The 24,592-nt window shown below is 69.4% G+C and carries 27 protein-coding genes and 1 pseudogene; 13 read left to right on the top strand and 15 right to left on the bottom strand.

Annotation, left to right across the window (positions count from 1 at the left end):
* Positions 1-81: 81 nt before the first annotated feature.
* Positions 82-1,353 (top strand): annotated as a pseudogene (locus G9C85_RS06760) (PQQ-dependent sugar dehydrogenase); the annotation flags it as partial.
* Positions 1,354-1,619: 266 nt separating this feature from the next.
* Here G9C85_RS06760 and hemA read toward each other — a convergent pair.
* The 5 genes from hemA to G9C85_RS06735 form a co-directional block, all read right to left on the bottom strand.
* The gene (hemA, locus tag G9C85_RS06755; RefSeq protein WP_166038183.1) at positions 1,620-2,951 is read right to left on the bottom strand and encodes a glutamyl-tRNA reductase; all 1,332 of its coding nucleotides are present in this window, start codon (positions 2,949-2,951) and stop codon (positions 1,620-1,622) included.
* Positions 2,948-3,601, bottom strand: a complete 654-nt coding sequence (locus G9C85_RS06750; protein WP_166038181.1) for a bifunctional precorrin-2 dehydrogenase/sirohydrochlorin ferrochelatase — start codon at positions 3,599-3,601, stop codon at positions 2,948-2,950. The genes hemA and G9C85_RS06750 overlap by 4 nt, the downstream gene beginning before the upstream one ends.
* 4 nt (positions 3,602-3,605) lie before the next feature.
* Positions 3,606-4,778, bottom strand: a complete 1,173-nt coding sequence (locus G9C85_RS06745) for an Lrp/AsnC family transcriptional regulator (protein ID WP_166038179.1) — start codon at positions 4,776-4,778, stop codon at positions 3,606-3,608.
* A gap of 114 nt (positions 4,779-4,892) precedes the next feature.
* Positions 4,893-5,300 (bottom strand): DUF5778 family protein, encoded by a 408-nt coding sequence (locus G9C85_RS06740; protein WP_166038178.1) that lies wholly within the window; start codon positions 5,298-5,300, stop codon positions 4,893-4,895.
* Between the two features lie 273 nt (positions 5,301-5,573).
* Complete coding sequence (locus tag G9C85_RS06735; RefSeq protein ID WP_166038176.1) at positions 5,574-5,768, bottom strand: cold-shock protein; 195 nt, start codon at positions 5,766-5,768, stop codon at positions 5,574-5,576.
* A gap of 245 nt (positions 5,769-6,013) precedes the next feature.
* Here G9C85_RS06735 and uppS point away from each other — a divergent pair, with 245 nt between their 5' ends.
* From uppS to G9C85_RS06700, 6 genes are all read left to right on the top strand, one after another.
* Entirely contained in the window at positions 6,014-6,934 is a 921-nt protein-coding gene (gene uppS / locus G9C85_RS06730; protein ID WP_166038174.1) for a polyprenyl diphosphate synthase, read from the top strand.
* A 114-nt stretch (positions 6,935-7,048) separates the two neighbouring features.
* On the top strand, positions 7,049-7,327 hold the full coding sequence (locus tag G9C85_RS06725) for a 4a-hydroxytetrahydrobiopterin dehydratase (protein ID WP_166038172.1): 279 nt from the start codon (positions 7,049-7,051) through the stop codon (positions 7,325-7,327).
* Between the two features lie 22 nt (positions 7,328-7,349).
* On the top strand, positions 7,350-7,724 hold the full coding sequence (gene lwrS / locus G9C85_RS06720) for an LWR-salt protein (RefSeq protein WP_166038170.1): 375 nt from the start codon (positions 7,350-7,352) through the stop codon (positions 7,722-7,724).
* A gap of 111 nt (positions 7,725-7,835) precedes the next feature.
* Positions 7,836-8,474 carry an HAD family hydrolase gene (locus tag G9C85_RS06715; RefSeq protein WP_166038168.1) on the top strand — a complete coding sequence of 213 codons (639 nt, stop codon included), beginning with the start codon at positions 7,836-7,838 and terminating at the stop codon, positions 8,472-8,474.
* Positions 8,475-9,074: 600 nt separating this feature from the next.
* Positions 9,075-9,431: an Hsp20/alpha crystallin family protein gene (locus G9C85_RS06705; RefSeq protein WP_166038164.1), complete on the top strand. Its 357-nt coding sequence runs from the start codon at positions 9,075-9,077 to the stop codon at positions 9,429-9,431.
* A gap of 16 nt (positions 9,432-9,447) precedes the next feature.
* Complete coding sequence (locus G9C85_RS06700; protein WP_166038964.1) at positions 9,448-11,112, top strand: AarF/ABC1/UbiB kinase family protein; 1,665 nt, start codon at positions 9,448-9,450, stop codon at positions 11,110-11,112.
* Between the two features lie 49 nt (positions 11,113-11,161).
* Here the strand turns inward: G9C85_RS06700 and G9C85_RS06695 are convergent, their stop codons facing one another.
* Entirely contained in the window at positions 11,162-11,458 is a 297-nt protein-coding gene (locus G9C85_RS06695; protein WP_166038162.1) for a hypothetical protein, read from the bottom strand.
* Positions 11,459-11,606: 148 nt separating this feature from the next.
* Between G9C85_RS06695 and G9C85_RS06690 the strand changes: the two genes are divergently transcribed.
* From G9C85_RS06690 to G9C85_RS06680, 3 genes are all read left to right on the top strand, one after another.
* Positions 11,607-11,984, top strand: a complete 378-nt coding sequence (locus G9C85_RS06690) for a translation initiation factor IF-5A (RefSeq protein ID WP_166038160.1) — start codon at positions 11,607-11,609, stop codon at positions 11,982-11,984.
* Between the two features lie 5 nt (positions 11,985-11,989).
* On the top strand, positions 11,990-12,802 hold the full coding sequence (speB, locus tag G9C85_RS06685) for an agmatinase (protein WP_166038158.1): 813 nt from the start codon (positions 11,990-11,992) through the stop codon (positions 12,800-12,802).
* Positions 12,803-12,965: 163 nt separating this feature from the next.
* Positions 12,966-13,970: a phytoene/squalene synthase family protein gene (locus G9C85_RS06680; protein WP_166038154.1), complete on the top strand. Its 1,005-nt coding sequence runs from the start codon at positions 12,966-12,968 to the stop codon at positions 13,968-13,970.
* A gap of 116 nt (positions 13,971-14,086) precedes the next feature.
* On the opposite strand, the gene cruF is transcribed toward G9C85_RS06680, so the two are convergent.
* The 4 genes from cruF to G9C85_RS06660 all read right to left on the bottom strand — a co-directional run bounded on the left by cruF (position 14,087) and on the right by G9C85_RS06660 (position 18,722).
* Positions 14,087-15,007, bottom strand: a complete 921-nt coding sequence (gene cruF / locus G9C85_RS06675; protein WP_166038152.1) for a bisanhydrobacterioruberin hydratase — start codon at positions 15,005-15,007, stop codon at positions 14,087-14,089.
* Entirely contained in the window at positions 14,997-15,875 is an 879-nt protein-coding gene (locus G9C85_RS06670; RefSeq protein WP_166038150.1) for a prenyltransferase, read from the bottom strand. Before G9C85_RS06670 ends, cruF begins: the two co-directional genes overlap by 11 nt.
* 43 nt (positions 15,876-15,918) lie before the next feature.
* Complete coding sequence (locus G9C85_RS06665) at positions 15,919-17,424, bottom strand: NAD(P)/FAD-dependent oxidoreductase (RefSeq protein WP_166038148.1); 1,506 nt, start codon at positions 17,422-17,424, stop codon at positions 15,919-15,921.
* Positions 17,425-17,585: 161 nt separating this feature from the next.
* Positions 17,586-18,722 carry a sensor histidine kinase KdpD gene (locus G9C85_RS06660; protein WP_166038146.1) on the bottom strand — a complete coding sequence of 379 codons (1,137 nt, stop codon included), beginning with the start codon at positions 18,720-18,722 and terminating at the stop codon, positions 17,586-17,588.
* Positions 18,723-18,845: 123 nt separating this feature from the next.
* Between G9C85_RS06660 and G9C85_RS06655 the strand changes: the two genes are divergently transcribed.
* Both G9C85_RS06655 and G9C85_RS06650 read left to right on the top strand, forming a co-directional pair.
* A complete protein-coding gene (locus G9C85_RS06655) occupies positions 18,846-19,565 on the top strand; it encodes an SDR family NAD(P)-dependent oxidoreductase (protein ID WP_166038145.1) in 720 nt (239 codons plus the stop codon).
* Between the two features lie 114 nt (positions 19,566-19,679).
* Entirely contained in the window at positions 19,680-20,549 is an 870-nt protein-coding gene (locus G9C85_RS06650) for a ZIP family metal transporter (RefSeq protein ID WP_166038143.1), read from the top strand.
* Positions 20,550-20,592: 43 nt separating this feature from the next.
* Here G9C85_RS06650 and G9C85_RS06645 read toward each other — a convergent pair whose 3' ends face one another.
* Complete coding sequence (locus tag G9C85_RS06645; protein ID WP_166038141.1) at positions 20,593-21,099, bottom strand: YkgJ family cysteine cluster protein; 507 nt, start codon at positions 21,097-21,099, stop codon at positions 20,593-20,595.
* 201 nt (positions 21,100-21,300) lie between these two features.
* On the opposite strand from G9C85_RS06645, the gene G9C85_RS06640 reads away from it, so the two are divergent.
* Positions 21,301-21,912 (top strand): response regulator, encoded by a 612-nt coding sequence (locus G9C85_RS06640; RefSeq protein WP_166038140.1) that lies wholly within the window; start codon positions 21,301-21,303, stop codon positions 21,910-21,912.
* A 374-nt stretch (positions 21,913-22,286) separates the two neighbouring features.
* On the opposite strand, the gene G9C85_RS06635 is transcribed toward G9C85_RS06640, so the two are convergent.
* From G9C85_RS06635 to G9C85_RS06620, 4 genes are all read right to left on the bottom strand, one after another.
* The gene (locus G9C85_RS06635; RefSeq protein WP_193570601.1) at positions 22,287-22,619 is read right to left on the bottom strand and encodes a DUF4234 domain-containing protein; all 333 of its coding nucleotides are present in this window, start codon (positions 22,617-22,619) and stop codon (positions 22,287-22,289) included.
* 146 nt (positions 22,620-22,765) lie between these two features.
* Positions 22,766-23,086: a transcription factor S gene (locus tag G9C85_RS06630; protein ID WP_166038138.1), complete on the bottom strand. Its 321-nt coding sequence runs from the start codon at positions 23,084-23,086 to the stop codon at positions 22,766-22,768.
* Between the two features lie 16 nt (positions 23,087-23,102).
* Positions 23,103-23,648, bottom strand: coding sequence for a hypothetical protein (locus tag G9C85_RS06625; RefSeq protein ID WP_166038135.1), 546 nt, complete (start codon positions 23,646-23,648; stop codon positions 23,103-23,105).
* Positions 23,645-24,547 carry a ribbon-helix-helix protein, CopG family gene (locus G9C85_RS06620; protein WP_166038133.1) on the bottom strand — a complete coding sequence of 301 codons (903 nt, stop codon included), beginning with the start codon at positions 24,545-24,547 and terminating at the stop codon, positions 23,645-23,647. Before G9C85_RS06620 ends, G9C85_RS06625 begins: the two co-directional genes overlap by 4 nt.
* Positions 24,548-24,592 lie beyond the last annotated feature (45 nt).

The following is a 24,592-nucleotide window of genomic DNA, read 5'->3' as shown; positions in this document are numbered from 1 at the left end:
GAACCGAGGCGTATTGGGGGGGAACACTCGCCTCTCGCCGCCTCGCGTGCCACTAAGTGCGACGACGCCGTACGTTCGGGTATGACTCCGCTGCGCAGGCGCGACGTGCTCGCGAGCGCCGCCGCGAGTGCTAGCGCCGGTGCTGGCGCACTCGCCGGCTGTCTCGACCTCCCGTTCGGTGGCCTCGATTCCAGCGACGCAGACGCGGACGCCGTCGTCGCGCTCGAGACCGTCGCCGAGGGGTTCGGGTCGCCGGCCGCTGTCGCGTTCCGGCCCGGCGACGACCGCCCGTACGTCGCCGACCAGCCCGGGACCGTCTACCGCGTCGACGCCGACGGCCCCACTCCGGTCGCCGACCTCACAGACCGCGTGGTCGACGTCGGCTCCGGCTACACCGAGCGGGGACTGCTCGGGCTCGCCTTCCACCCCGACGGCTCTCGCGCGTACGTCCGGTACAGCGCCCCGCGACGCGACGGCACCCCGAGCGGGTACTCGCACACGTTCGTCCTCGACGAACTCCCGGTCGACGACGACGGCGCGCTCGCCGTCGACGACGAACGCACGCTCCTCGAGATCCCACAGCCCCAGGGCAACCACAACGGCGGCGACGTCGCGTTCGGCCCCGACGACTACCTCTACGTCGCCGTCGGCGACGGCGGCGGTGGCGGCGACCGCGGCACCGGTCACGTCGAGGACTGGTACGACGCGAACGCCGGCGGGAACGGCCAGGACGTCACCGAGAACCTCCTCGGGAGTATCCTCCGCATCGACGTGGACGGCAGTACCGACGGCAAACCCTACGGCATCCCCGACGACAACCCGCTCGTCGACCGCGAGGGCCTCCCCGAGCAGTACGCGTGGGGCCTCCGGAACCCGTGGCGGCTGAGCTTCGACGACGACCGCCTGATCGCCGCGGACGTCGGCCAGAACCGCTACGAGGAGGTGAACGTGATCGAAGCGGGCGGCAACTACGGCTGGAACGTCCGCGAGGGCCGACACTGCTTCGACGCCGAGGACTGTCCGACGGAGACGCCAGACGGCGACCCGCTCGTCGACCCCGTGCTCGAGTACGACCACGACGTCGGCATCGCCGTCGTCGGCGGCCACGTCTATCGCGGGAGCGACGTCCCCGCAGTCGAAGGCCAGTACGTCTTCGGCGACTGGCGACAGCGCCTGTTCGTCGCCGACCCGACGGGCGAGACGTGGACGCGCGAAGACCTCGCGGTCGCACCAGGCGGCGGCTTCGACCGGTTCGTGCTCGCGTTCGGCGCGGACCACGACGGCGAACTCTACGTCGCCACCGACGCCGACAGTGGCCCCGGAGGGGACAGCGGGCAGCTCTCGAAGTTCGCGCCCGCGGACGACTCGACCGGGACCACGACGACCGACGGCACCGCCGCGGGCGACGACGGCGACGCGACGACAACGGCCGGCGACGCGACGACAACGGCCGGCGACGCGGCGACCACGGCCGGCGACGCGGCGACCGCAGACGACACGCCAGCGGCCGGCGAGAGCCCGGGCTTCGGCGCCCTCGCCGCACTCGCCGGCGTCGTCAGCACCGTCGCTACCAGACTCCGGCGCCGGTAGAATCGAGATCGACCGCGTCGCGGAACCGCCTAGTCGTCGTCCGTGAACGCACCGAGCGGCGGCTCGCTCGGCGCGTCATCGCTGTCGTCGGCCGCCAGCATCGCTGCGACAGCGGGCGGCATCCCCTCGCTCCCGAACTCGGGGTCGAACAGCTGTAGGGCCGTGTTGATCGTCGACCAGTCGTCGTCCGCCGCCGCGTCCCGCAGGCTCTTCGTCGGCGCGGACAGCAACTGGGAGACGAGCGAATCCGCCATCGACTCGACGACCTCGGCCTCCGCGTCGTCGAGGTCGAGCTTCGACAGCGCCGTCTCGAGCTCTCGCTCCTTGACGCGCTCGGCGGACTCGTACATCGCCGCGATGACCTCGTCCGCGCGCTGGCGCTTGAACTGCTCGAGGAGGTTCTCCAGTTCGCGACCGACGATGCGCTCGACCGCGTCCGCCGCCTCCCGCCGGTTCTCGCGGGTCTCCGCGGTCAGGTCCTCGAGCGTGTCCAGGTCGTGCACGCTCACCGACGACAGGTCGCCCACCGCGGGGTCGACGTCGCGGGGCTGCGCCAGGTCGACGACCGTCACGTCGCGCTCCCCGTCGAGGTCGCCCGCCTCGACGACGAACTCGTCGCTCGACGTCGCCGATAGCACCACGTCCGCCCGGTCCAGGACGGTATCGAGTGCGGACAAGGGAACCGGCTCCGTCTCGACGTCCAGTTCGCCCGCGACGTGCTCGGCGTTCGAGACGGTGCGGTTCGCGACGACGACCCGGCCCACGCCGCGGTCGGCGAGCGCGCGCGCCGCGAGCGTCCCCATCTCGCCCGCGCCCACGACCACTGCCGTCGCCCCCGCGAGGTCTCGCTCGGCGGCGACGCGCTCGGCCGCCGCCGACCCGAGGCTCACGACGCCCTCGTTCACGTCCGTCTCCGTCCGCGCTCGCTCGCCGACGTGCACCGCCTTCAGGACCGCGTCCTCCAGGATGTCCGACGCCGTCCCGACCTGCTGGGCGGTCTCCAGGGCGTCCCGGACCTGCCCGAGCACCTGATCCTCGCCGAGTACGAGCGAATCCAGGCCCGCCGCGACCCGCAGCAGGTGCTCGAGGCTCTCCTCGTGGCTCATCTCGACGCGCGCGTCCTCGGCGGCGTCCGCGCCGTACTCGGCGAGTGCCGCCCGGCCGGTTCCCACGTCGGTCGTCACGACGTACGCTTCCGCCCGGTTGCACGTCTGGAGGACGAACGCCTCCTCGACCCCGTCGGTCGCGGCGAGCGTCCCGAGCACCGCCGCGGACTCGCGTCGACTCGCCGCGGCCACGTCGTCGACGCTCCCGGTGCTGTGTGTGACGCGAACGCCCGTGATGACGCCTGTGTCCTTCATGAGTTAGCGAGATCGGGTGCGACGTCCGCGAGGACGTCGTCAATCAGTTGTCGTGGTTTCGCGTTACCGGTACGTAAAGTTGTCCAAACGTCCGGCGACCGCACGACAGCACGTACCACGTCCCGTCGTCGCTCCGGGTCGACGCCGCGAGCCTGCAGGTCCTCGCGGAGCGCGCCCGTGAGTTCGGCCATCGCGCCCGCGCCGTCGAGTTCGTCCTCGACGCGCTCGCGGAGGTACCGGGAGAGTGCGGGACTCGTGCCCCCGGTCGCGATGGAGACGACCACGGGGTCGTCCCGGACCGTCGCCGGCACGACGACGCTCCCTGCATCACGGCCGCCGTGCGTGTCGGTCCGGTTCACGAGCACGCCCCGCTCGTGCGCCACGCTCTCGACGCGCGCGTTCAGCGCGCCGTCGTCGGTCGCGGCGACCGCGAGCACGGGGTCGACGCGGTCGAACCACCCGGGGACGTCCCCGGGCGCGACCTCGGCACGAATCCGCTCGGCGCCGCCGAAGGCCGCGTCCGCGAACCCCGGCGACACCACCACGACGTCGGCCTCGGCAGCGAACCGGCGGGCCTTCCGCGCGCCGACCCGACCGCCGCCGACGACGAGCACGCGCTCGCCCTCGAAGTCGTGGGAGAGCGGGATCAAAGGGTCACCTCGACGCGTCCACCGCCGACTCCTCCGTCGGCGATCCGTCCGCGTTCGACGATTCGTTCGCGTCCGTCGATTCGTCCGAGGATGACTCCTTGCCAGCGTCCGCGTCGGTGTTCGCGTCCGCGCGCTCGGCCATCCGGATGCCCGTCTTCTTCAGGATGCGCGTCGAGAACAGCGTGTCCCAGTCCTCGTCGCCGACGTCCCAGTACTCGCTCATCACCTCTCGGACCTGCTCGACGCGCTCGGCGCTCTCTTCCTCGCTACGGCCGTGGGTCATCGCGAAGAAGTTGTACGGCCACACGCCCTCGTGGCGCGGTCGCTCGTAGCAGTGCGTCACGAACTCGAGACTCGCGACCGCCGGTCCGACCTCGCTTACGACGTCGTCCGGGACGTTCCAGACCGTCATCCCGTTCTCCGTGTACCCGAGCGCGTAGTGGTTCGGCACCACCCCGATGCGTCGGATCTTCCCCTCGACCTCGAACCGCCGGAGCGTCTCCAGGACCCAGGTGACGTCCGCGCCGATGCGCTCGGCGACGTCCCGGTACGGCGTCGCCGTCACCGGCAGGCCGTCCTGGACCTCGAGCACGAGGTCGCGCTCCTCGGGCGTCAGCGTCCCGCGGCCCGACGGCGCCGGACTCGGCCCGAGCGAGGCGAGGTCGACGTCGCCCTCGGGAACCGGCCCGTCGACGAGGAACTTCGCCTCCACGCGGAACTCCTCCTGCTTCGGCAGGTTGTACGTCTCCTGACCGGTCTCGGCCTCGATCTCCGCGAGCACCGACTCGACGCGCTCGGGGTCCGCGACGCTCACGACGAACCACACGTTCAGGTGGGGATGCTCGCGCTTGTAGTTGTGCGCGACCTCCCGATGCGCGTTCACCGCCTCGACGACCTCCTCGAAGCGGTCCTCCGGCGCGTGCATCGCGACGAGCGTCGCCGCCCCACCGATCTCCTGGGCGTTCACGAGCGGCCCGAACCGCGACAGCACGCCCTCGTCGTCCAGCGTCCGAACGCGCGCCAGCAGCTCGTCGGCCTCGACGTCGATCGCGCGCTCGCGCAGCGCCGCCGCCGCCGGCTCGAACGGCCGCTCCACGACGGGGAACCCGCCCTGGAACGCGTTCACGACCGCGCGATCCACGTCGTCCAGCTCGTAGTCGACCTCTCCCCGTCCCATTTCCTAGGCTGTCAGTCCCGAGACCGTATAAGGAACGCGGGTCTTTCGAGCACGCGAAACCAGACGCATCTGGCTCGAAACACCCGCCAAACGGAGTCCCCGATGGCTCGCGGCCTACTCGTCGCCGCGGACGCCCGTCACGTCGAACCCGAGGTCCTCGACGCCGGCGACGATCGCGTCGTGGTCCGCCTCGGCGAGGTAGTAGATGACGATGTCGAAGCTCCCCTCGCGCAGGAGTTGCTGGCACTCCCACACGAACTCCTCGTCGTCGATGGTGAGGCCCTGGTGCTGGTTCGAGGAGAAGTTCGGGTCGTCGTTCCCGCTCTCGACGTACACGTCCTCGGGGTCGTGGCCGCTGTGTTCGGCGATGACGTCCGCGACGTCGAGCGTCGCCTGCATCATCTGGACGTCGGACTGGCCGTCGTAGTCGGTGTGGACGACGACGCCGTTCAGCGCCACGTCGCCGGGTTCGAGGAGCGCTTTCGTCCGCCGATAGAGGTCGTCGTCGAGCGTCTCGGTCATGTCACGACCGTTCCGGGGCCGAGAGTAAACGCTTCACGATTCGCGCACGCCGGCTGCCTCGCTGCGAGCCCTCGCTTCCCCGTCGCGAGGAGCCGTCGCTCGCGAACCGCGAGGAGCCGTCGCTCTTCGACTGCGAGGACCGGGACACCCCCGGAGCGAGCGCGAACGCGCTCGCCCGGGGCGTGTCGAAAATAACCGAAGTCCGCTTCGCGAGAGGAGACGAGTACCGCCACCGCCCGGAACCGCTACCGCAACTGGTGGTATCGAACCGACTTAGAGGCGGGTCAGGTTCTCGGCGCGCGGGCCCTTGTCGGCCTGCACGATGTCGAACTCGACCTCCTGCCCCTCTTCGAGGTCCGGACCGCCGATGTCCTCCATGTGGAAGAACACGTCCTCGTCGGATTCGTCGGTATCGATGAAACCGTAGCCACCAGTGTCGTTGAAGAAGTCAACCTCGCCTTTCGCCATTGCACCCCGAGAGAGGGAGTCCTAATACATAAATTTGTCCGAAACGCCGTTCTCGCGGGTATCGGGGGGGCTACCTGGACGTACGGCGGCTTCTGGCGTGAGAAATGGGTCGGGGCCAGCGCGAAAGGCGGCGTCGAACCGGAGTCGGTCGCGAACGAACCCAGTCCCGAACGAACTCGGTCGGTGCGTGAGAGGGCGATGCCAAGCAGAAGACACATATCCGCGGTCGAACATGCATACTGTAGATGCGAACGTGGCTCGAGGACCGACTGCAGGCGGGCTACGAGCACCTGCTTCGGCGCGAGATCTCTGGGTCGCCGACGCACGTCGCCGTCATCATGGACGGGAACCGGCGGTACGCTCGGAAGCGCGGCGACGACGCCCCAGACGGCCATCGGGCGGGAGCGCAGACGACCGAGGACGTCCTCAAGTGGTGCCAGGACGTCGGCGTCGAGGAACTGACGCTGTACGCGTTCTCGACGGAGAACTTCGACCGGCCGCCCGAGGAGCGCGAACCGCTGTTCGACCTGCTCGCGAAGAAGCTCCGCGAGTTCGCGGACGCCGAGGGCGTGCACGACAACGAGGTGTGCGTGCGCGTCATCGGCGACGACGAGATGCTCCCCGAGCGCGTCCGGTCGGCGGCGCGGTACGCGGAGGAACGAACGCGAGAGCACGACCGGTTCGTGCTGAACGTCGCGGTCGCGTACGGCGGCCGGAACGAGCTCCTGCACGCCGCTCGTGGCGTCGTCGAGGACGTCGCCGCTGGCGAACTCGCGCCGGGGGACGTGGACGTGGCGACGGTCGAGGACCGGCTGTACGACTGTCCGGTGCGTGACGTCGACCTCATCATCCGCACGGGCGGGGACGAGCGGACGTCGAACTTCCTGCCGTGGCACGCGAACGGGAACGAGGCGGCGGTGTTCTTCTGTGCGCCGTACTGGCCGGAGTTCTCGAAGGTCGACTTCCTCAGGGCGATCCGCACGTACGAGAACCGCGAGCAGTCCTGGCGGCGGACGCGAGCGCGGCGAGCGCTCGCGCTCGTTCGAGCGTTCGGGAACGCGGAACTCGAGGAGGCGCGCGCGGTCGTCGACCGGTTCCGGGACGCGCTCCCACAGCGCGAGCGAGCGGACGCGGAGGACCTCGCTGGGAGCGAACCGGCGGACTGACGGCTCGCGGTCGCGCCGGCGAACCGGCGACTGACGTCGCTTTCGACGACTCGAGGGCGGCGACGCGCAGCCTGCGCCCCAATGATTATGCCCTCTGGTCACGATGTTCGGCGCATGGCAGACGTGCTGGACGACGACGAGATCGAGGAACGGCTCCCCGAGGGCTGGTCGCAGGAGGGCGACGAGATCGTTCGAACTTTCGAGTTCGACGACTACATGAAGGGCGTGAACTTCGCGCAGCTCACGGGCGAGATCGCCGAAGCCCAGTACCACCACCCCGAGATCCGCATCCGGTACGAGGAGGTCGAGGTTCGCCTCACGAGTCACGAGGAGGGCGGGATCACGGAGAAGGACGTCGAGATGGCGGAGATTCTCAACAAGGAGACCGCCTGACGGCGTTTCTCGAGCGTCGAGCATGCGGGGGGCGTACGTGTTCCGGGTTCGGTTCCGCGCGGACGCGAGCGACCGCGTCTCGCTGTCGCCGTCGTCGTTCGAGACGACGCTCCGGTACGCGGCGCCCGAGCCCGGGACCGACGGCTGGCTGTTCTTCCGCGACACCCTCTGGCGCGGCGAGGTGAACGACCACGAGCACGCGCGTCGGATCGTCGAGGACGAACTCGGCGTGCCGGTCGAGTCCGTCGACTTCCGGAGCCTCCGCGCGGACCGCGAGTACGTCGCCGCGCTCCGGGACGCCGTCGCCGACGACCTCGAGCCCTTCAAGGCGGACTCGGTCGACGACGCGCTCTCCAAGTACCTCGGGAGCAGCATCGACGTCGTCGCTACTGACTGACCGAGCCTGGGTTCGGACTGACCGGCCCTGGGTCCCGACTGTCCGTGTCCACGCGAACGTTTCGCAGCCCTCCGGAAGACACTTTATCGCTGCCGGCGCTAGTTCCGTCCGATGGTTGCCGACGCGTACGATTACTGGTTGTTCGACCTCGATGGGACGCTCGTGGACGCGGAGTGGTCGTACACGCGCGACGTCTTCGATCGGGTCGGGGACCGCCTCGGTCGCGAGTTCTCGGACCGGGAGGCGTACGTGCTCTGGCACGGTCTCACGGGGCCGCGTAACCCACAGCTCCACGAGTACGGTATCGATCCGGAGGCGTTCTGGCGGGCGTTCCACGCCGAGGAGGACCCGCAGACGCGCGCCGAGCACACGTTCCTGCACGAGGACGCGGCGTTCGTCGGCGATCTCGACCGGCCGGTCGGGTTGGTCACGCACTGCCAGCGGTTCCTCGCCGATCCCGTCCTCGAGCACCTGGACGTCGCGGACTGGTTCGACGTGGTCGTCTGCTGCGACGACGACACCGGCTGGAAGCCCGACCCGGCGCCCGTGGAACTCGCTCGCGACGGCCTCGGCGTGGACGGCGACGACGCTGGCGTGCTCGCGGGCGACGGCAGCAACGACGTCGGCGCGGCGTGGAACGCCGGCCTCGACGCCATCCACGTCGAACGGCACGGCCACGAGCGCCGCGGGCACTGCGTGCGCGGCGACTACCGCGTCGAGGCGTTCACGGACGTTCTGGAAGGACAGTAGTACACCATCCGGTCCCGTCTCACGTAGCCGACCACCAGGTCACGGTCCCGTCTCACCGTTCCCGTCGCCCCCGCCGGTTTCGTCGCAGTGGTCTCTACAGATGAGCGAGCGAGTGCCCCGGAGCTTGACTCCGAGGCGGTTCACTAAGCGGGGTTCACTGAGCGGGGTTCACTGAGCGGGGTTCACTGAGCGGTTTTGACGGTCGCGGCCGACCGGACGCGCGTCTCGCCGCAGCTGGGACAGCTCACCGTGGACATGTCCGACTTCGGCGATTCGAACGTCGACTCGCAGTTCGTGCACCAGTACTCGAACGTCCGCTGTTCGGTCCCGAACATGGACTTGACGCGGTCGATGATCGACATTGTGTATCGCTCCCAGATACCACGACCCGTGGTATAACTGGCGTGGACCGGTCACGATCGTTTTCGCGAGGAATAACCGTCTTACTCGGCGGAAATCGACGGTTACTCGCGTCGCACGTCCGCGGGTTCGTCCGGGGCGTCCCGGTCCGTGGGTCGCGTCCGCTCCAGTCGGCCGTCGCGTCGCTCTCCCCGACCCGCTACCCGTGGGTTTTTCGACCCAGGGCTCTTAGTCCCGGTCATGTCCGCGCTCCGAGAGGCGTTCGCCGACCTCCCCGACGCCGTGTTCGCAGACCTCCTGGAGAGCGACGACGGCTATATGCTCGTCGTCGACCTCCCGGGCGTCACCGCAGACACGCTCGACGTCGTCGCACGCGACGGACGCGTCTCCATCGAAGCGCGACGCGAGAAGGACGTTCCGGCCGAGTACCGCTACGAGCGCGAGGACCGGTCGCTGTTCCTCGACGCCGACCTCCCGCTCCCGCCGGACGCCGACCCCGAGCACGCCGACGCCGAGATCTCCCGTGGCGTCCTCGAACTGGCGATACCGAAGCGCACCAGGGACGACGAGACCCGCATCGAGATCCGGGACGCCTGACTCGAGGTGAGAAAGGCTGGTCACCCTTCGGGCGTACTGGCGGTTCCTCGTCGTCGCACGCCAGTTCCTGCCGCTGTTGCTCGCGTACGCTCGCGACCGCCGGCGCTACCTCCTCTTCGGTGGAGCGCGGCGCGTCGACACGGAGACCCAGGAGGAGCGCGCCGAGCGCCTCCTGGAGTCGCTCCTGGCGCTCGGGCCGACGTTCATCAAGCTCGGCCAGTTGCTGTCGACGCGCCCCGACGTCCTCCCGCCGGCGTACATCGACGTCCTGTCCTCGCTCCAGGACGACGTCCCGCCCGCAGAGTGGGCGGGTGCGCGCGCGGTCCTCGAGGAAGAGGTCGGCGAGGTCGGCGCGGCGTTCGACGAGTTCGACACCGACCCGATCAGTGGCGCGAGCCTCGGGCAGGTGTACCGGGCGAGCGTCGACGGGACCGACGTCGCCGTGAAGGTGCGTCGCCCCGGCGTCGAGGACCTCGTCGAGGCTGACTTGCGCGTCATCCGCTGGAGCCTCCCGCTGCTCCTCCGCTTCGTCGGCGACGCGCAGGCGTTCAGTCTCGAGAACCTCGCCGACGAGTTCGCGAAGACCATCCGCGAGGAGATGGACTACGAGCGCGAGGCCCGGATGCTCACGGAGATCAAGGCGAACTTCGCCGACGCCGAGGACGTCCGCGTTCCGGGCGTCGTCGGGGAGTACTCGGGGCCGCGCGTGCTCACGATGGAGTACCTGCCGGGGACGAAGATCAACGACGTCGACGAACTCGACGCGCGCGGCATCGACCGCGAGCGCGTCGCGGAGACGCTCCAGCGCGCGTACCTCAAGATGATCATCGACGACGGCGTGTTCCACGCGGACCCGCACCCTGGGAATCTCGCGGTGCTCGACGACGGCGCGATCGTCTTCTACGACTTCGGGATGAGCGGGCGCGTGAACGACTACGTGCAGGACAAGATCGTGGACTTCTACGTCGCGGTCGCGAACCAGGACATCGACGCGATCCTCGACGCCCTGGTCGCGATCGGGACGCTGAGTCCGGAGGCGGACCGCGAGGTGATGGGGAACGTGATGGAGCTCGCGATCGCGGACGCCCGCGGCGAGGACATCGAGCAGTACCGCGTGCAGCAGATCATCGGCCAGATCGAGAACTCGATCTACGAGTTCCCGTTCCGGCTGCCGCCGAACCTCGCGCTCGTCCTCCGCGTCGCGACGGTCGTCGAGGGCGTCTGCGTCACGCTCGACCCGACGTTCGACTTCATCGAGACGGCGACGACGTACCTCACCGAGCAGGGGTACCGCGAGGAGACCGTCCGCCAGTACCTCGCGGGCGCGAGCGACCAGGTCCAGGACTCGGCGCGCTCGATCGTTCGCGTCCCGCCGAAGCTCGAGGACACCCTGGATTCGGCCCAGCGCGGGAACCTGACGGTGCAGGTGGAGCTCGGCGACGACAAGGCGGTCATCGACATGCTCGCGCGCCGCATCGTGTACGGGCTCGTGTTCGGGTTCAGTCTGCTGTCGACGGCGTATCTCTATCAGGGCGGTGCGCCGTACGCGACGGTCGTCTCGGCGGTCATCGGGGTGGGTGGTGCGATCGCGCTCTGGCGGTCGTTCCGCACGAAGAAGGGGATCCGTGCTCGCCCGCAGTTCACGCGCCAGGAGATGCGCAAGCGCCGTGGCGACGACTGACGGGCTCGCGGCGGTCGTGCGGTCGACGAGGGAACGGGCGGTCCGGCGTCTACAGTGGGAGGAGGGAAACGTACTCCTCGATCTCGTCGGTCTCGATGCCGTACGCGGTGACGCGTCGGCCGTTCCGCGAGAACTGCGAGTACAGGGGGCTCATGACGCCGACGACGCGTTCGCTCGGGATGGAGACGTAGTCGTGGCCGTCGGTCCCGACCTGGTCGAAGCCGACGACCCACGGCCAGTCCTCGATGATGAACGCGGCGTCGACCTGGACGGGCTGGTCGTCGTCGTAGTAGATCTTCGCGACCGTCCGGTTCGGGTCGGCGTCGTCGACGTCGGTGGTATTCATGTCTCCGTAGACGTGCCCAGTCGACATATTCGTGCGCTGATGCGTGCTGGCACGGTCCCGCGACCGCGGCCGCGTCTGGGGAATCCACCCTCGTCGGCGGCCGTGGCGTTCCAAACGGTTTATAGCCACGTGGCCAGAACGGCCGTGCATGGCTACGCAGCAGCAGGAAGTACGAGACCTCCAGGAGGGCTCGTACGTCATGCTCGACGACGTCCCGTGCAAGATCAACGCGTACTCCACGGCCAAGCCCGGGAAGCACGGCAGTGCGAAGGCGCGCGTGGAAGCGGAGGGCGTGTTCGACGGCAAGAAGCGCTCGATGAGTCAGCCGGTCGACCAGAAGTGCTGGGTCCCGATCATCGAACGCAAGCAGGGCCAGGTCGTCTCCGTCGAGTCCTCGACGGTCGTTCAGGTGATGGACCTCGAGACGTACGACACGTTCTCGATGAAGGTGCCCGAGGACCAGGAGCTCAGTCCCGACGACGAGATCGAGTTCCTCGAGTTCGAGGGCCAGCGGAAGGTCCTTTGAGGTAGATGTTCCCGGGCGCGGGCGTCGACCGCGACGCCGCGGAGTACGTCGTCGTCGGCGCACCGCTCGACGTCTCGACGTCGTTCCAGCCCGGGACGCGGTTCGGGCCCGAGCGCGTCCGCCGGTACGCGCGCGCGTTCGACGACTACGACCACGCCACCGGCACGCACTTTACTGCGCTGGACGTCGCCGACCACGGCGACGTCCGCGCGTGGGACGACGCCGTCGAGTACCTGGAGTACCTCGAGGGCGTCTGTACGGACGTCCTGTGGGACGATGCGGTCCCGCTCGTCGTCGGCGGCGAGCACACGGTGTCGGTCGCGGGCGTTCGCGCGGTCGACCCGGACGTGTTCGTCTGTCTCGACGCACACCTCGACCTCAAGACCGAGTACGACGGGAACGAGTTGAGTCACGCGACGGTGACGCGTCACGCGCTGGAGACCGCTGACCGTGCGGTCGTCCTCGGGGCGCGTGCGGGGAGCGAAGCGGAGTACGAGCGCGCGAGCGAGGGCGACGTGACCGTCGTCGAGCCGGCGGCCGTTCCCGCGTGGGAGCCGTCGTTCGATGCGGACGCGTCGGTGTACCTGTCCGTGGACGTGGACGCGGCGGACCCGGCGTTCGCGCCGGGGACGGGGACGCCCGAGCCGTTCGGGCTGGACGCGGCGACGCTCCGGGACGTCGTCCGGTCGGTCGCGGCGACGGGGTGCGTCGACGGGTTCGACGTCGTCGAGGTGAACGACCGCGACGACGGCCAGGCCGCGACCCTCGCCGCGAAACTCCTGCGGGCGTTCGTGTACGCGCACGCCGCGGCGGAGTGACCTCGGCGCCGGCATCCCGCCGTCTGCGGTTCGCGTCCGCCTGCGGCCGGCGTCCGTGACCGACCGTTCCTAACCTGTTGTGTAGGCCAGTTATTTCCTAACGTCTCCCCTATCATGACACGGAGAGACGCCCACCGATCGGGACCTCGCCGGAGTACACACGATGCACGACGAACACGTGGAGGAAGGGAAGGCGATCCAGCGGGAGACTGGGAAGACCTTCCACATCGCGACCCGATTGCTCCCCGAACGCATCAGGCACCCGACGTACGTCCTCTACGGGTTCTTCCGGATCGCGGACGAGGTCGTCGACGACCCCGACGGTCGGTCTCGCGAGGAGCGTGCGCGGCGACTCGAGGAGTTGCGCGCGCAAGCACTCGGCGAGGCGCCCGCGGACGACGCGGTGCTGGAGGCGTTCGCGGAGCTATGCGAGGAGTACGGCATCGACGACGAGTGGGTGAACGAGTTCGTCGACGCGATGGCGGCGGACGTCGACACGGACCGCTACGAGACGTACGCGGACCTCGAGGCGTACATGCGCGGGTCGGCGGCGGCCGTCGGCGTGATGATGACGGAGATCATGCACCTCGACGACGACGCCCACGAGCAGGCGCTCCCGCACGCGATCGCGCTCGGGGAGGCGTTCCAGTTGTCGAACTTCGTCCGGGACGTCCGCGAGGACGTCGTCGACCGCGACCGCGTCTACCTCCCCGAGGCGACCCTCGAGCGCCACGGTGCGACCGTCGAGGACGTCGAGCGTCTCGAGTTCACGCCGGAGATTCGGGACGCCATCGCGACGGAGACCGCGCGCGCGGATTCGCTGTACCGCGAGGGCGTCGCCGGCATCCGGTACCTGCCCGAGGACTGCCAGCTCGCGGTCCTGCTCGCGGCGGTCCTGTACGCCGAACACCACCGCGTGGTGCGACGTCGCGACTACGACACCGTGAGCGTGGACGTGGACCTGCCGACGTGGCGGAAGCTCTGGTGTCTCGTTCGCACGCGCTGGCACTGGCAGTGGAACAGGGACCCCGAGGCCGTCTTCCGGCGCGTGTCGGCGGTTCCGTACGGCGACGACCGCACCGAGGAGCGCGCCGAGCAGTCCTCGTGCACGGACTTCGACTACCGCGAAGCGCTCGGTCGCGTCCGCGGCTGGCTGCCGTCGTGGTAGGGCAAGCGGAGAGATGCGAGCACTTCTACTGGCGTTCTACGGCACGTGGCCCCTGCTCCGCCCTTCGACTTCGCTCGACGCGCGCACGCTGACGTTGGAGTCGGTCGTCGTCGCCGTCAGCGTCGGACGGCCCTGAGGAGTGCGCTGTCGCCGACGGCGAAGTCGAAGCGGTCGGTTCGGAGGAGGCCGACGCCGAGGGCGGCCGCGATGGCGACGGGGATCCAGTTCCCGTAGAGGGCGTTGATTCCCCCCCAGAGGAGGACGAAGCTCACGAGGTCGTCGAGCATGAACTCGCACTCGCGGAGGCGACGCCCGAGGCCGGCGCGGTCGAGGCCGCGGTCGAACGCGAGGACGGCGACGGTCGCGGAGAGCACCCAGCCCGCGTAGTTCGACCACGGCACGCCGTAGTAGCCGCAGGTGCCGGTCGCGGCGCAGTCGTACGCCCAGAACCGGACGGCGACGGCGCCGGGGTCGAGGACGAGGTCGGTCGCGAGGACGGCGGCGATGGTCGCACCGAGCCGTATCGGCGTGCTGTCGGCGCGGTCGCCGAGCAGGAGGAGCGTGAGGAGGTACGCGTTCAGGACGAGCGGGAAGAAGAACACGGGGAGGGCGACGGGAATGGTGTCAGCAATCATCGGTCCGAGGGGGACGGTGTACTCGAACGCGCCGTACGGCCAGCCGGTGGTGGCGCCGACGTACTCGATGCCGTACGCGTACGCCGTCAGGAGCGCGAGCGCGACGCCGGCCTTCCGGTCGACGAGCGGGGCGACGCCGGCGACGAGCGGGAGCCGCATCACGAGGACGCCGAACAGCACGAAGAGCGGATTGAACTCGAGGAAGACGACGGGGTCGGGGTACCAGCCTTCGGCGCTCGCGACGAGCGAGACCGCGCCGACGAGCGGGAACACGACCGCGATCGTGAACCGGTGCTCGCGGACGAGTTCGTCGAGTCGCGCCTGCAGGCGCTCGCGCTCGGACGAGTCGGCGGTCGCGTCCGCGAGCGACCGCGAGTCGGCGCTGGGGCCGTCAGACGCCATTCGTCAGCCTCCAGAGCGCGCCGAGCGTGAGCATCGTGCCGATCACGGTGTTCAGGTACGGGAACCACCAGTACGCGCGGTCGACGGCGACCGACGAGCGCGCGACCCACGCGACGAAGACGGGGTAGACCGCGAGGAGCGCGCCCAGGCGGAAGTCGACTGCGGCGAACGCGACCGCGGCGGCGGTCCAGGTCGCGAAGCAGTACGCGTACGTCCGCGTCTCGCCGAGGACGGTCGCGAGGGTACTGATGCCGGCCTCGCGGTCGGGTTCGATGTCGGGGATGGCGGAGAACGTGTGCATCGCCATCGTCCACAGCCACGCACCGACGAGCGCCGCAAGTGGTGGGTGCTGGCCGGCGACGGCGGCGTACGCGGCCGCGCCGGGGAGGACGTAGAGGCCGTTCGAGAGCGAGTCCAGGAACGGCGTCGTCTTGAACCGCAGCGGCGGCGCGCTGTACTCGGTGGCGAGGACGGCGTACGCGGCGAGGTACGGCCACGCGAGCGGCGGCGCGAACGCGGCGACCGGAACGAGCAGGAGGCCGCAGGCGGCGACGACCACCGCGACCCACGTCTCGCCCGAGAACCGCGCCTCGCGACCGTCCTTCTTCGGGTTCGCTTCGTCGACGTCCCGGTCGAAGACGTCGTTGACGCCGTACAGGTAGACGTTCGCCGGGACGAGGAAGTACGCGAACAGCGCGAGCGCGACGGGCGCGAACAGGTCGGGGACGTCCGCGGCGGCGTACGCGACGCCGACGACGACCGGTCCGGCGAGGTAGAACCAGAACCGGGGCCGCGAGAGCGTGAGCAGGGACGCGAGCGCCTCGCCGACCGCTGTCGTGGTCGATTTTGGCGTTCGCTCGGCGGTCATCCCTGCGCTCCCTCGCCGGTCGAACCCTGCGCTCGTTCGGTGGTCATCCCTGGCGGACGGGGTCGAGACCGGCGTCTTCGCGGACCGCGTCCGCGGTCAGTTCCCCGCTGATGAGACACATCGGAACGCCGATGCCGGGCGTCGTGTACGACCCCGTGTAGTAGAGGCCGTCGACGCTCTCGGAGCGCCGCGACGGCCGGAACAGCGACGTCTGGCGGAGCGTGTGCGCGAGCCCGAGCGCGGACCCGCCGTACGCGTTGTAGCGGTCGGCGAAGTCCGAGATGGTGAACGTCTCCTCGACGACCATGCGGTCGCGGAGGTCGACGCCCGTGTTCTCGGCGACGTCGTCGAGCACGAGGTCGCGGTAGTACTCGCGCGTCTCGGAGTCGTCGTGGAGCCCGGGCGCGACGGGGACGAGCGCGAACAGGTTCGAGTGGCCGTCGGGCGCGACCGAGTCGTCCGTCTTCGAGGGGACGCAGAGGTAGTACGCGGGGTCCTCGGGCCACGCCGGGTCCTCGAATATCTCGTCGAAGTGCTGCTGCCAGTCCGTCGGCAGCACGAGCGTGTGGTGTTCCAGTTCCTCGACGTCGCCCTCGACGCCCATGTACATGAGGAACGCCGACGGCGCGTACGTCCTCGACTCCCAGTAGTCCGCGTCGTAGGCCCGCTTGCCCTCGTCGAGGAGTTCCAGTTCGGTGTGCGCGTAGTCCGCGTCGCTCACGACGAGGTCGGGGAAGAACGTCTCCCCCGGCTCCGTGGTAACCTTGAACCCGCCGCGGCGACCCATGATCTCGGAAACGGGCGTGTCCGTGACGAACTCGACGCCGAGTTCCCGGCCGAGGTCGGCCATGCCGTCGACGACGCCGCCCATGCCGCCCTCGGGGTACCAGACGCCGAGCTCGAAGTCGACGTGACTCATGAGGTTGTAGAGCGCGGGCGTGTTGTTCGGGGACCCGCCGAGGAAGACGAGCGTGTACTGCATGATCTGCTGGAGCTTCGGGTGGTCGAAGTAGTTCTCGACGTGGTCCTGCATCGATCCCAGTAGCGTGAGGCCGCGGGCTTGCTTCGCGACGTCGCCGTCGAGCCAGTCCCGGAGGCGCGGTCGGTCCTCGTACACGAAGTGCTCCATCCCGACTTCGTAGTTCTCCGCGCTCTGCTCGAGGTAGCGCTCGAGGGCGTCGCCGGCGCCGTCCTCGTAGGACTCGAACACCTCCTTCGACCGTTCGAGGTCCGGCGTCACGTCGACGCGGTCGCCGTCCTTGAAGAAGATGCGATAGTGCGGGTCGAGGTGCTCGAGGCCGTAGTAGTCCGTCGGCTCCCGGTCGAACTCGCCGAAGAACCGCTCGAAGACGTCCGGCATCAGGTACCACGACGGCCCCATGTCGAACCGGAAGCCGTCGCGTTCGAGGGTCGAGGCGCGACCACCGAGGCCGTCGTTCTTCTCGACGACGGTTACGTCCGCGCCGGCGTCCGCGAGGTAGCACGCCGTCGACAGTCCGCCGAACCCGGCACCGACGACGAGAACCGAGGTTCCGGAGAGCCCGTTCATGTCGGGAGACTACTGGCGAGACGAACTTAAAGAGCCGCCACGACTCGGTAGGTGTGCGAACCCGGCACACTCCCGTGTCGGCGAGTGGTATCCGGACGAAGTGAGTGGTGGACGGACGCGGCGAGTGGTCCGCAGATGCGGCGACGGCGACCTCGGCCGCGTCAGGTCCCGGGGGCGACGCTCGCGCGGTGGCCGCGGTCGACGTCGTCGTCGGCGACCGACGGCTCCTCGGGCCCGGGGTGGTCCGCGTCGCGGGGACTGGTTCGGAATTCGAGGCGCGCGCCGCCGGCTGCGCTCTCGTCGACGTCGACCGTCCACTCGTACGTCGCCGCGATCTCGCCGACGATGGCGAGTCCGAGGCCGGTGCCGTCGCCGTTCGAGTACCCGCGGTCGAACACGGTGTCGCGCTCGCGCTCGGGGATGCCGGGGCCGTCGTCCTCGATCGCGAACCCCGCGCCGTCGTCGACGGCGGTGACGCGAACGGTCGGGTCGGGGCCGGCGTGCTCGGCGGCGTTCCGGTAGCAGTTCTCGAACACCTGCCGGAGGTCGCTTCGTTCGACGCAGACGGTCGCGTCGACGTCCACGAGGAGTTCGCCGTCGCCGATGTCGACGGTCTCCAGGGCGTCGGTGGCGACGCCGGCGACGTCGACGGCGGTGACTGCGTCCGGGTCGCGCTCCAGGCGGGCGAGCGCGAGCACTTGCTCGACGAGGGCGTCGATGCGGTCGTGGCACGCGCGGACGTCCTCGAGGTGCTCTATGTTCCCGGTCTCGGTTGCGAGGTCGACGTAGCCGCTGGCGACGGCGAGCGGGTTCCGGAGGTCGTGGCCGAGGATGCTCGCGAACTCGTCGAGGCGCTCGTTCTGCTCGCGCAACTCGGCGTTCGCGCGCTCGAGTTCGCGGGCCTGTTCGCGCTGGCGGACGTAGTGGTGGCCGCCGACGGCGCCGAACGCGAGGCCGGCGCTCGCGGTGCCGTACCCGAGTGACAGCGCGTGCGCCGCGTCGAGAAAGCCGTGGTCGTATCCGACGAGTGCGAGGAAAGCGGTGGTGAGGACGAGGTAACCGAGCGTCGTTCCGACGGCGATAGTGGCGACGCGAACGACGTGCGTCGGTGTTTGGCGGTCGGCGAGCCTGAGGCCGTAGGCGGCGACGAGAGAATAGATCGCGAGTGGCAGGCCGGCGCTCACGAGTACGTCTTCGACGTGAATCGATGTCGTCGTCGCCAGCACGGCGAACGCGCCGACGCCGGCGAGGCCGATGGCAGCGAGGCTATATCGCCAGCGTCCGGCGGACTCCCCCATACTGGATATTTATTGGATACATAGTGATATATTCGTGTGGCATGAGAGACCAAGCCGACGCCGTGGACGGGTGGTGGGTTCCTGGACCGGTGGTTTCCTACCGACCTGGGGCGAAGACGCCGTATGGACGAGACGATCCGACCGACGGACGGGGCGACGGTGGTCGTGACTGGCGCGACGAGTGGTATCGGGCGGGCGGTCGCGACGGCGTTCGCGGCGGCTGACGCGACGGTCGTGGTCTGTGGCCGCGACGCGAGCGCGGTCGAGGCCGTGACCGACGACCTCGAGCGCGCCGGCGACGGCGAGGTCGCGGGCATGCGCGCGGACGTCCGCGACGAGTTCGACGTCGAGCGCCTGCTGGAGACCGCGTCGCGGACGGGGCGCGCGGGCGTCGACGTGGTCGTGGCGAACGCGGGCGTCTTCCACGCGACGCCGGGCGAGGCGCCCATCGGCGAGACCTCGTACGCGGCGTTCGACGACGAGTTCCGGACGAACGTCCGCGGCGTGTTCGCGACGTTCCGGGAGGCGCTCGCGCACCTGAACGAGGACGCCCGACTGCTGGTACCCACGGGGTCGGTGGCGCGCGAGACGAAGCCGGGCCTGGGCGGGTACGCGCCCTCGAAGGCGGGCGCGGAGGCGGTCGCGCGACAGTTCGCCGCGGACACCGAGTACGTCGCGGGCTGCGTCGACCCAGGGACGGTCGACACCGACCTCTCGGGACCCGGCGGCAGAGACCCCGACGAGGTCGCGGAGCTGTTCGTCTGGGCGGCGACGGACTGCCCAGCCGACGACCTCGACGGCCAGGTGGTCGGTCTCCGCGAGTGGAAGCAGGCGACGCGCTGACGCGACCGAACTCGACGGGCTAAATCGACGTGCGAACCCCCCGAACGTGGTCGCCGCCGCGACCGTCCGGGAGCGACGGTATTATTAACGTTCGGCCTCGTTTTGTTAACTGATATGGTTGCTAACGCAGAGTCCCGATTTAACAACCTCGTGGGGGTGCCCGCGGTCGCCGTCCTCGCCGTCGCCGCCTTCCTCGCGCTCACCGCGTGGGCCGTCACCGCCGCACTCGACGGCCGACCCGAACTCTGGAAGGTGGTCGGCATCGCCTGGACCGCGTTCGTCGCGATGGCCGTCGCCATCCCGCTCGGCGCACGCGCCGACTCCGGGCACGCCCACGGCCTCGTCTGGGCGTACGGCCTCGCCGCCGGCGCCATGGTCACCAGCGCCGCCGTGTTCCTCCTCCCGCAAGCGTTCGGTCTCCACCCGCGCTGGGGCGGCTTCGGCGTCGCCAGTGGCATCGTCCTCGGCTTCGGCGCACACACCGTCGGCCACCGCCTCACGCACGAGACGAACGTCGACCACACCAGCCTCGAGATTTCTGCGCACGCCCTCGCCGCAGGCGCCATCATCGGCATCGTCTACGGCAACATGCCCACGCTCGGCGCGTTCCTCGGCGTCGCCATCGTCTCCCACAAGGGCCCCGCCGGCTACGCCGCCGCCCGCCGGCTCGCCGCGAACGACGGCGACCCGCGCATCCTCCTCCTGCCCGCCGCCGGCGTCGGCCTCACCGCCATCCCCGCGTCCATCGTCGCCCTCCCACCGGACCCCGTCCCGAACGCGCTCGTGTTCGGGTTCGCCGCTGGGGTCTTCCTCCACGTCGCCATGGACTTCCTCCCGACGTGCGAGATCGGCGGCGACGTCTACGACGTCGCACACACCAGCGACCACGCCCACGAACTCCTCGACTCGCTCCGCCTGCACGCCGTCGCCAGCACCGGCTTCGGCGGCCTCGTCGTCTTCGTCGCCTGGTCGCTCGTCGCCTGACTCGAGTCGCGGACCGACACCGGCCACCGCTCCGACGCCAGCCTTACAGTTCGCGGTCGCTCGCGGGGTCGTCGAGCTCCCAGAGCACCGCCGGGAGGAACGCGTCGAGGTTCTCGATCACCTTCCGCTCTGAGACGTTCATGCCCTCGCAGTGCTCCCACGCCGACTCGCGAACGTCCACGTGGATCTCGCCGTCCTCGACGCTCACCGCGAGCGGGTACACCGAGCACCGCGCCGGCTTCCAATCGTGCTCGGCGTGCAGCGAACAGAGGCCGTCGTCGCGGAGGAACACGCACGCTTCGCCGTCGTCGCCGACGTGCTCGTCGCGGTCCTTCGCCTCCTTCTTCACGAAGTCCTCGCCGCGGAACTGCGTGGTCGACTCGTCGAGGCTCTCGCGTTCGGCGAGCTCGTAGAAGTCCTCCTCGTAGAGGAGGACGCCGTGCGTACAGCACCACGTGCACTCGTCGACGCACTCGAAGGTCAACTCGGGGTCGAACTCCACGACCGCCTCGCGACCCGGATGCACCTCGACGCGCGTACCCGCCGTCATGCCCCGTACTCCGCCGCGAACGCGGAAGTGTCCTTCCCTTCCGCAGCTCCTCCGACGACCCGCCACTCGGTCCGCCCCGCTACCCGGTCCACCCCGCTACCCGGTCCGCCCCGCCACTCGTACCCAAACTACCTAGGCGGAGGACCCGTGCCCCCGTAGTCACCAGTATCGGGTAGTCGGTCACCGCGAGACCAGTACATCATGCCACGGACGAACGACCCGTCGCTACACGCCACCGTGGACCTCGAATCCGCTGACGCGACCGTGCTCGTCGTCGACGACGACGCCGACCTCGCCGAGACGTACGCGCTCTGGCTCCGCGAGCACGTCGCCGTCCACACCGCGTTCGACGGCGCCGACGCACTCGACGCCCTCGCGGCGTTCGACGTCGACGTCGTCCTCCTCGACCGCCGGATGCCGTCGATGTCCGGCGACGCGCTCCTCGCGGCGATGCGGGACCGCGGCCACGACCAGCGCGTGGCGATGGTCACCGCCGTCGAACCGGCGCTTTCGGTCGTCGAGATGCCGTTCGACGACTACCTCGTCAAGCCCGTCGGTCGCGACGCCCTCCTGTCCACGGTCGAGGCCCTGCTCGCGCTCGACGAGCACGCCGACGCGTTCCGCGAGTACTTCGCGCTCGAGTCCAAACTCGCCGTGCTCGAGGCCGGGCCGGCGTACCGCGACGAGGACGAGGCCGACGACCTCGCCGCGCTCCGGGAGCGCGTCGCCGAGAGTCGCGAGCGCGCACTGGCGGCTCTCGAGGGCGTCCCGAAGGCTGATCCGGAGGGACGGGACGCCGTCACCGACACCTGATGAGCGGACTCGGGGCACGGCCTACAGTATTAGGACCCACGGCTACGTCGATTGCGCTCGAAGTGAACGTGGGGACGTTGGTGTTTCGTCACCGACGACTCACCCCCACCCATTGCCCCCCGGCGTCCGCTGCGGCGTCGAACTCCCCCCACGTCGACGCCGCCACCGACGCCACTCTCCCCCTCTCGCATCGAACCCGGTAGTGACAGGTCGGTCCTGAACGCGACAGTCGGCCAGCGCCAGCGATAGTCCTGTCGCCGAGCTCGATATGCTCAACTCACCACCTCCTCGAACAACCGACAACGAGCTCGACGCGGAGCCAGAGTCACAGCGTCCTGGTCCCGAGAGCCGGAAGCGACCGTGCGGGAACTCCGCTACGACTCCACGGCGGCGTTGATGCCGCTCTGGACCCAATACCAGCTGATGATGCCGAAGAAGAGGAACAGCAGGAACGTCGGCATCGCGTCCTGGTCGGTGAGCGGCTCCGAAGCCTCCGCGATCTGCCAGTACAGGATGATGTTCCCGAAGGGGATGAAGGCCAGAATGGGGCTGAGATTCTGGTTCGTCCCCCTATCGAGCATCTTCGCGGTCTTGTACGACCACCATATCGGATACAGACCGAACGTTACTATCGTGAATACGACTTGTGTCGCGAGCGACTGCCCGCTGAATGCCGACGGGTCGCTGATCTCGACTGATTCTGGCATGCAACTACCACTATATCTGTCGTCACATAAACTTTTGCCAGCTGCGTCCGTCGACGGGTTCGGAGTCACAGCACGTCGAGGAATCGCGTCGGTAGGGGATCGATCGAAGGTCGCGATTCCACGACGTAGCGGGCCGACGGCGGGGATCAGTTGTACCCGCGCCACTTCTTCCCGCACTCCGTGCACTTGAAGAACCGCGTCGGCGGTTCGTCTGCGCTCGCCGTCTGCTGGATGTAGTACCACGCCTTCTCGGTACCACACTCGTCGCAGTGCACGTCCGTCGTCGTCGGCTTCCCCTCGAAACTCGCGTTCTCCTCCGTCTCGATGACCTCCTCGTCCGCCTGCGAGTCGGTCGACACGAACTCGGACTCGTCCTCGCCCCGCGACGTCGTCGCGCCACAGGCCCCGCAAACCCACTCGTCGCCGTCGGTCTTCATCATCGACCCGCAGTCGTCGCAGAATTCCATGCGCGAACGTACGCGTCTAGTCGGTTGTAACGTCTTCGAGACGCTCGTCCTCGAGCACGACCGGACAGTCCGCGACCTCGAAGTGCGCCATGTCGACCTGCTCGATGATGTCCGTGCCCTCGTGCGAGCAATGCACGTCCGGTGGCGTCGCGAAGTGCGGGCAGCCCTGACAGTACTTGCGCTTCTCGACCTTCCGGATCGCGCGTTCGCCGTCCGCGGTGACGTTCCGGTCGTCGGACTCGACCTGCGCCCAGAGCTCGTCTGCGTCCACCTCGCCGACGTCGACCTCGTCGAACAGCTCGTCGTCTGCGCTCCGGCTGCGCTCGCGGCGCCCGTCGACGTCCGCGGCCAGGTCGCCGAGCGGCCCGGACCGACCCGCGTCCGCGCCCGCCTCCAGCGCCGGCGTCTCGTCTCCCACGCCGCCGTCGTCCGTCCCGTCGGCATCGTCGACGACGCGCTCGCTGAACTCACCGAGGGGTTCCTCGGCCGACGACTCACTGGCGTCGCCGTCGATCCGCCCATCGTCGCCGTCACCGCGCTCGCCGTGGTGCTTGCCGGTCATTCCGGGGCGTCCTCCGCCTGCTCGGCGAGCTCCGCAGCCAGGTCGTCGTCCAGTGCCGCCTTCTGACTCTCCGGCAGCGCGGGCGGGTCGCCGGTCACGAGTCGGTTCGACGAGAACAGCCCAGAGCGCTTCTCGACGTCGCCGAACGTGCTCGCACAGTGTGGGCACTCCGGCGCGGACAACAGCGACACGTCCACCGGCGACTCGCACTCGCCGCACTTCGCCGTCCGCACCCCCTCGCGGTTCGCCGCGAGCTGCAGGGCCTCCGCCTCCGCGCGCCGCGCCTCCGTCGCACGCAACCGCTTCACCTCCGACCGCAGGTCCACGAGCACGCGCGCCAGCGTCCCCGTCTTCTCCTCGAGCTCGTCCGTCCGCTCGGTGAGGTACTCCAGGACGTCCTCGAAGTTCTCGAACCCAGCGTCGAGGTCCGACGCCACCTCGTCCACCGTCTCCGACAGCGACGCAACGTCGCTCTCGACCGCGTCCACGCGCGCCTCGACGTCCTCGTGTCCGTGGTCCGCGGGCGCCTTCGCGTCCGCCTCGCGCTTTACCTGCACCACGCGCTTCCGGACGTCCTCCAGCAGCGCCGTGAACTCCTCGCGCTGCTCGTCGAGCGCCGACTCGAACGTCCCCGACTCGACGTACGCCGCGAGCGCTTCGTCGAGATCACCCTCGTCGACGTAACCATCGAGGTCGTCTGCGTCGACGACGTCGTCGAGGTCGCCGTCGGTGAGTACGTCGCCGCTCGCGTCGCTCTCCGTCATCGAGCGGTACGCGGCGACGAGCTCTCGGACGACGTCCTCGCGGGACCGGTCCCGATCGGCGGCCTGCTCGTCGAGCCACTCCTCGAGATCCGGCGGCAGTCGGACGGAGACGTCGACGTGCTCCTCGCTCGCCATTCGGGCTTGCTTCGGTCCTCGGGTGCATAAGGGTTGTTGCAAAAT

The sequence above is a fragment of the Halorubellus sp. JP-L1 genome, from assembly GCF_011440375.1.
Taxonomy (GTDB): domain Archaea; phylum Halobacteriota; class Halobacteria; order Halobacteriales; family Natrialbaceae; genus Halorubellus.
Note: the sequence above shows the minus strand (reverse complement) of the source record. Positions and strands in the feature narration are given on the sequence as shown.

Excerpts from the sequence above, each read along its gene's own strand:
- G9C85_RS06635 (WP_193570601.1), bottom strand. The coding sequence starts at position 22,619 with ATGCCAGAATCAGTCGAGATCAGCGACCCGTCGGCATTCAGCGGGCAG.
- cruF (WP_166038152.1), bottom strand. The coding sequence starts at position 15,007 with ATGGCGTCTGACGGCCCCAGCGCCGACTCGCGGTCGCTCGCGGACGCG.
- G9C85_RS06645 (WP_166038141.1), bottom strand. The coding sequence starts at position 21,099 with ATGACGGCGGGTACGCGCGTCGAGGTGCATCCGGGTCGCGAGGCGGTC.
- G9C85_RS06735 (WP_166038176.1), bottom strand. The coding sequence starts at position 5,768 with ATGGCGAAAGGCGAGGTTGACTTCTTCAACGACACTGGTGGCTACGGT.
- G9C85_RS06725 (WP_166038172.1), top strand. The coding sequence starts at position 7,049 with ATGGCAGACGTGCTGGACGACGACGAGATCGAGGAACGGCTCCCCGAG.
- uppS (WP_166038174.1), top strand. The coding sequence starts at position 6,014 with ATGCGAACGTGGCTCGAGGACCGACTGCAGGCGGGCTACGAGCACCTG.
- G9C85_RS06715 (WP_166038168.1), top strand. The coding sequence starts at position 7,836 with ATGGTTGCCGACGCGTACGATTACTGGTTGTTCGACCTCGATGGGACG.
- lwrS (WP_166038170.1), top strand. The coding sequence starts at position 7,350 with ATGCGGGGGGCGTACGTGTTCCGGGTTCGGTTCCGCGCGGACGCGAGC.
- G9C85_RS06665 (WP_166038148.1), bottom strand. The coding sequence starts at position 17,424 with ATGAACGGGCTCTCCGGAACCTCGGTTCTCGTCGTCGGTGCCGGGTTC.
- G9C85_RS06660 (WP_166038146.1), bottom strand. The coding sequence starts at position 18,722 with ATGGGGGAGTCCGCCGGACGCTGGCGATATAGCCTCGCTGCCATCGGC.
- G9C85_RS06705 (WP_166038164.1), top strand. The coding sequence starts at position 9,075 with ATGTCCGCGCTCCGAGAGGCGTTCGCCGACCTCCCCGACGCCGTGTTC.
- G9C85_RS06740 (WP_166038178.1), bottom strand. The coding sequence starts at position 5,300 with ATGACCGAGACGCTCGACGACGACCTCTATCGGCGGACGAAAGCGCTC.
- hemA (WP_166038183.1), bottom strand. The coding sequence starts at position 2,951 with ATGAAGGACACAGGCGTCATCACGGGCGTTCGCGTCACACACAGCACC.
- G9C85_RS06655 (WP_166038145.1), top strand. The coding sequence starts at position 18,846 with ATGGACGAGACGATCCGACCGACGGACGGGGCGACGGTGGTCGTGACT.
- G9C85_RS06620 (WP_166038133.1), bottom strand. The coding sequence starts at position 24,547 with ATGGCGAGCGAGGAGCACGTCGACGTCTCCGTCCGACTGCCGCCGGAT.
- G9C85_RS06690 (WP_166038160.1), top strand. The coding sequence starts at position 11,607 with ATGGCTACGCAGCAGCAGGAAGTACGAGACCTCCAGGAGGGCTCGTAC.
- G9C85_RS06695 (WP_166038162.1), bottom strand. The coding sequence starts at position 11,458 with ATGAATACCACCGACGTCGACGACGCCGACCCGAACCGGACGGTCGCG.
- G9C85_RS06625 (WP_166038135.1), bottom strand. The coding sequence starts at position 23,648 with ATGACCGGCAAGCACCACGGCGAGCGCGGTGACGGCGACGATGGGCGG.
- G9C85_RS06640 (WP_166038140.1), top strand. The coding sequence starts at position 21,301 with ATGCCACGGACGAACGACCCGTCGCTACACGCCACCGTGGACCTCGAA.
- speB (WP_166038158.1), top strand. The coding sequence starts at position 11,990 with ATGTTCCCGGGCGCGGGCGTCGACCGCGACGCCGCGGAGTACGTCGTC.
- G9C85_RS06680 (WP_166038154.1), top strand. The coding sequence starts at position 12,966 with ATGCACGACGAACACGTGGAGGAAGGGAAGGCGATCCAGCGGGAGACT.
- G9C85_RS06650 (WP_166038143.1), top strand. The coding sequence starts at position 19,680 with ATGGTTGCTAACGCAGAGTCCCGATTTAACAACCTCGTGGGGGTGCCC.
- G9C85_RS06630 (WP_166038138.1), bottom strand. The coding sequence starts at position 23,086 with ATGGAATTCTGCGACGACTGCGGGTCGATGATGAAGACCGACGGCGAC.
- G9C85_RS06745 (WP_166038179.1), bottom strand. The coding sequence starts at position 4,778 with ATGGGACGGGGAGAGGTCGACTACGAGCTGGACGACGTGGATCGCGCG.
- G9C85_RS06670 (WP_166038150.1), bottom strand. The coding sequence starts at position 15,875 with ATGACCGCCGAGCGAACGCCAAAATCGACCACGACAGCGGTCGGCGAG.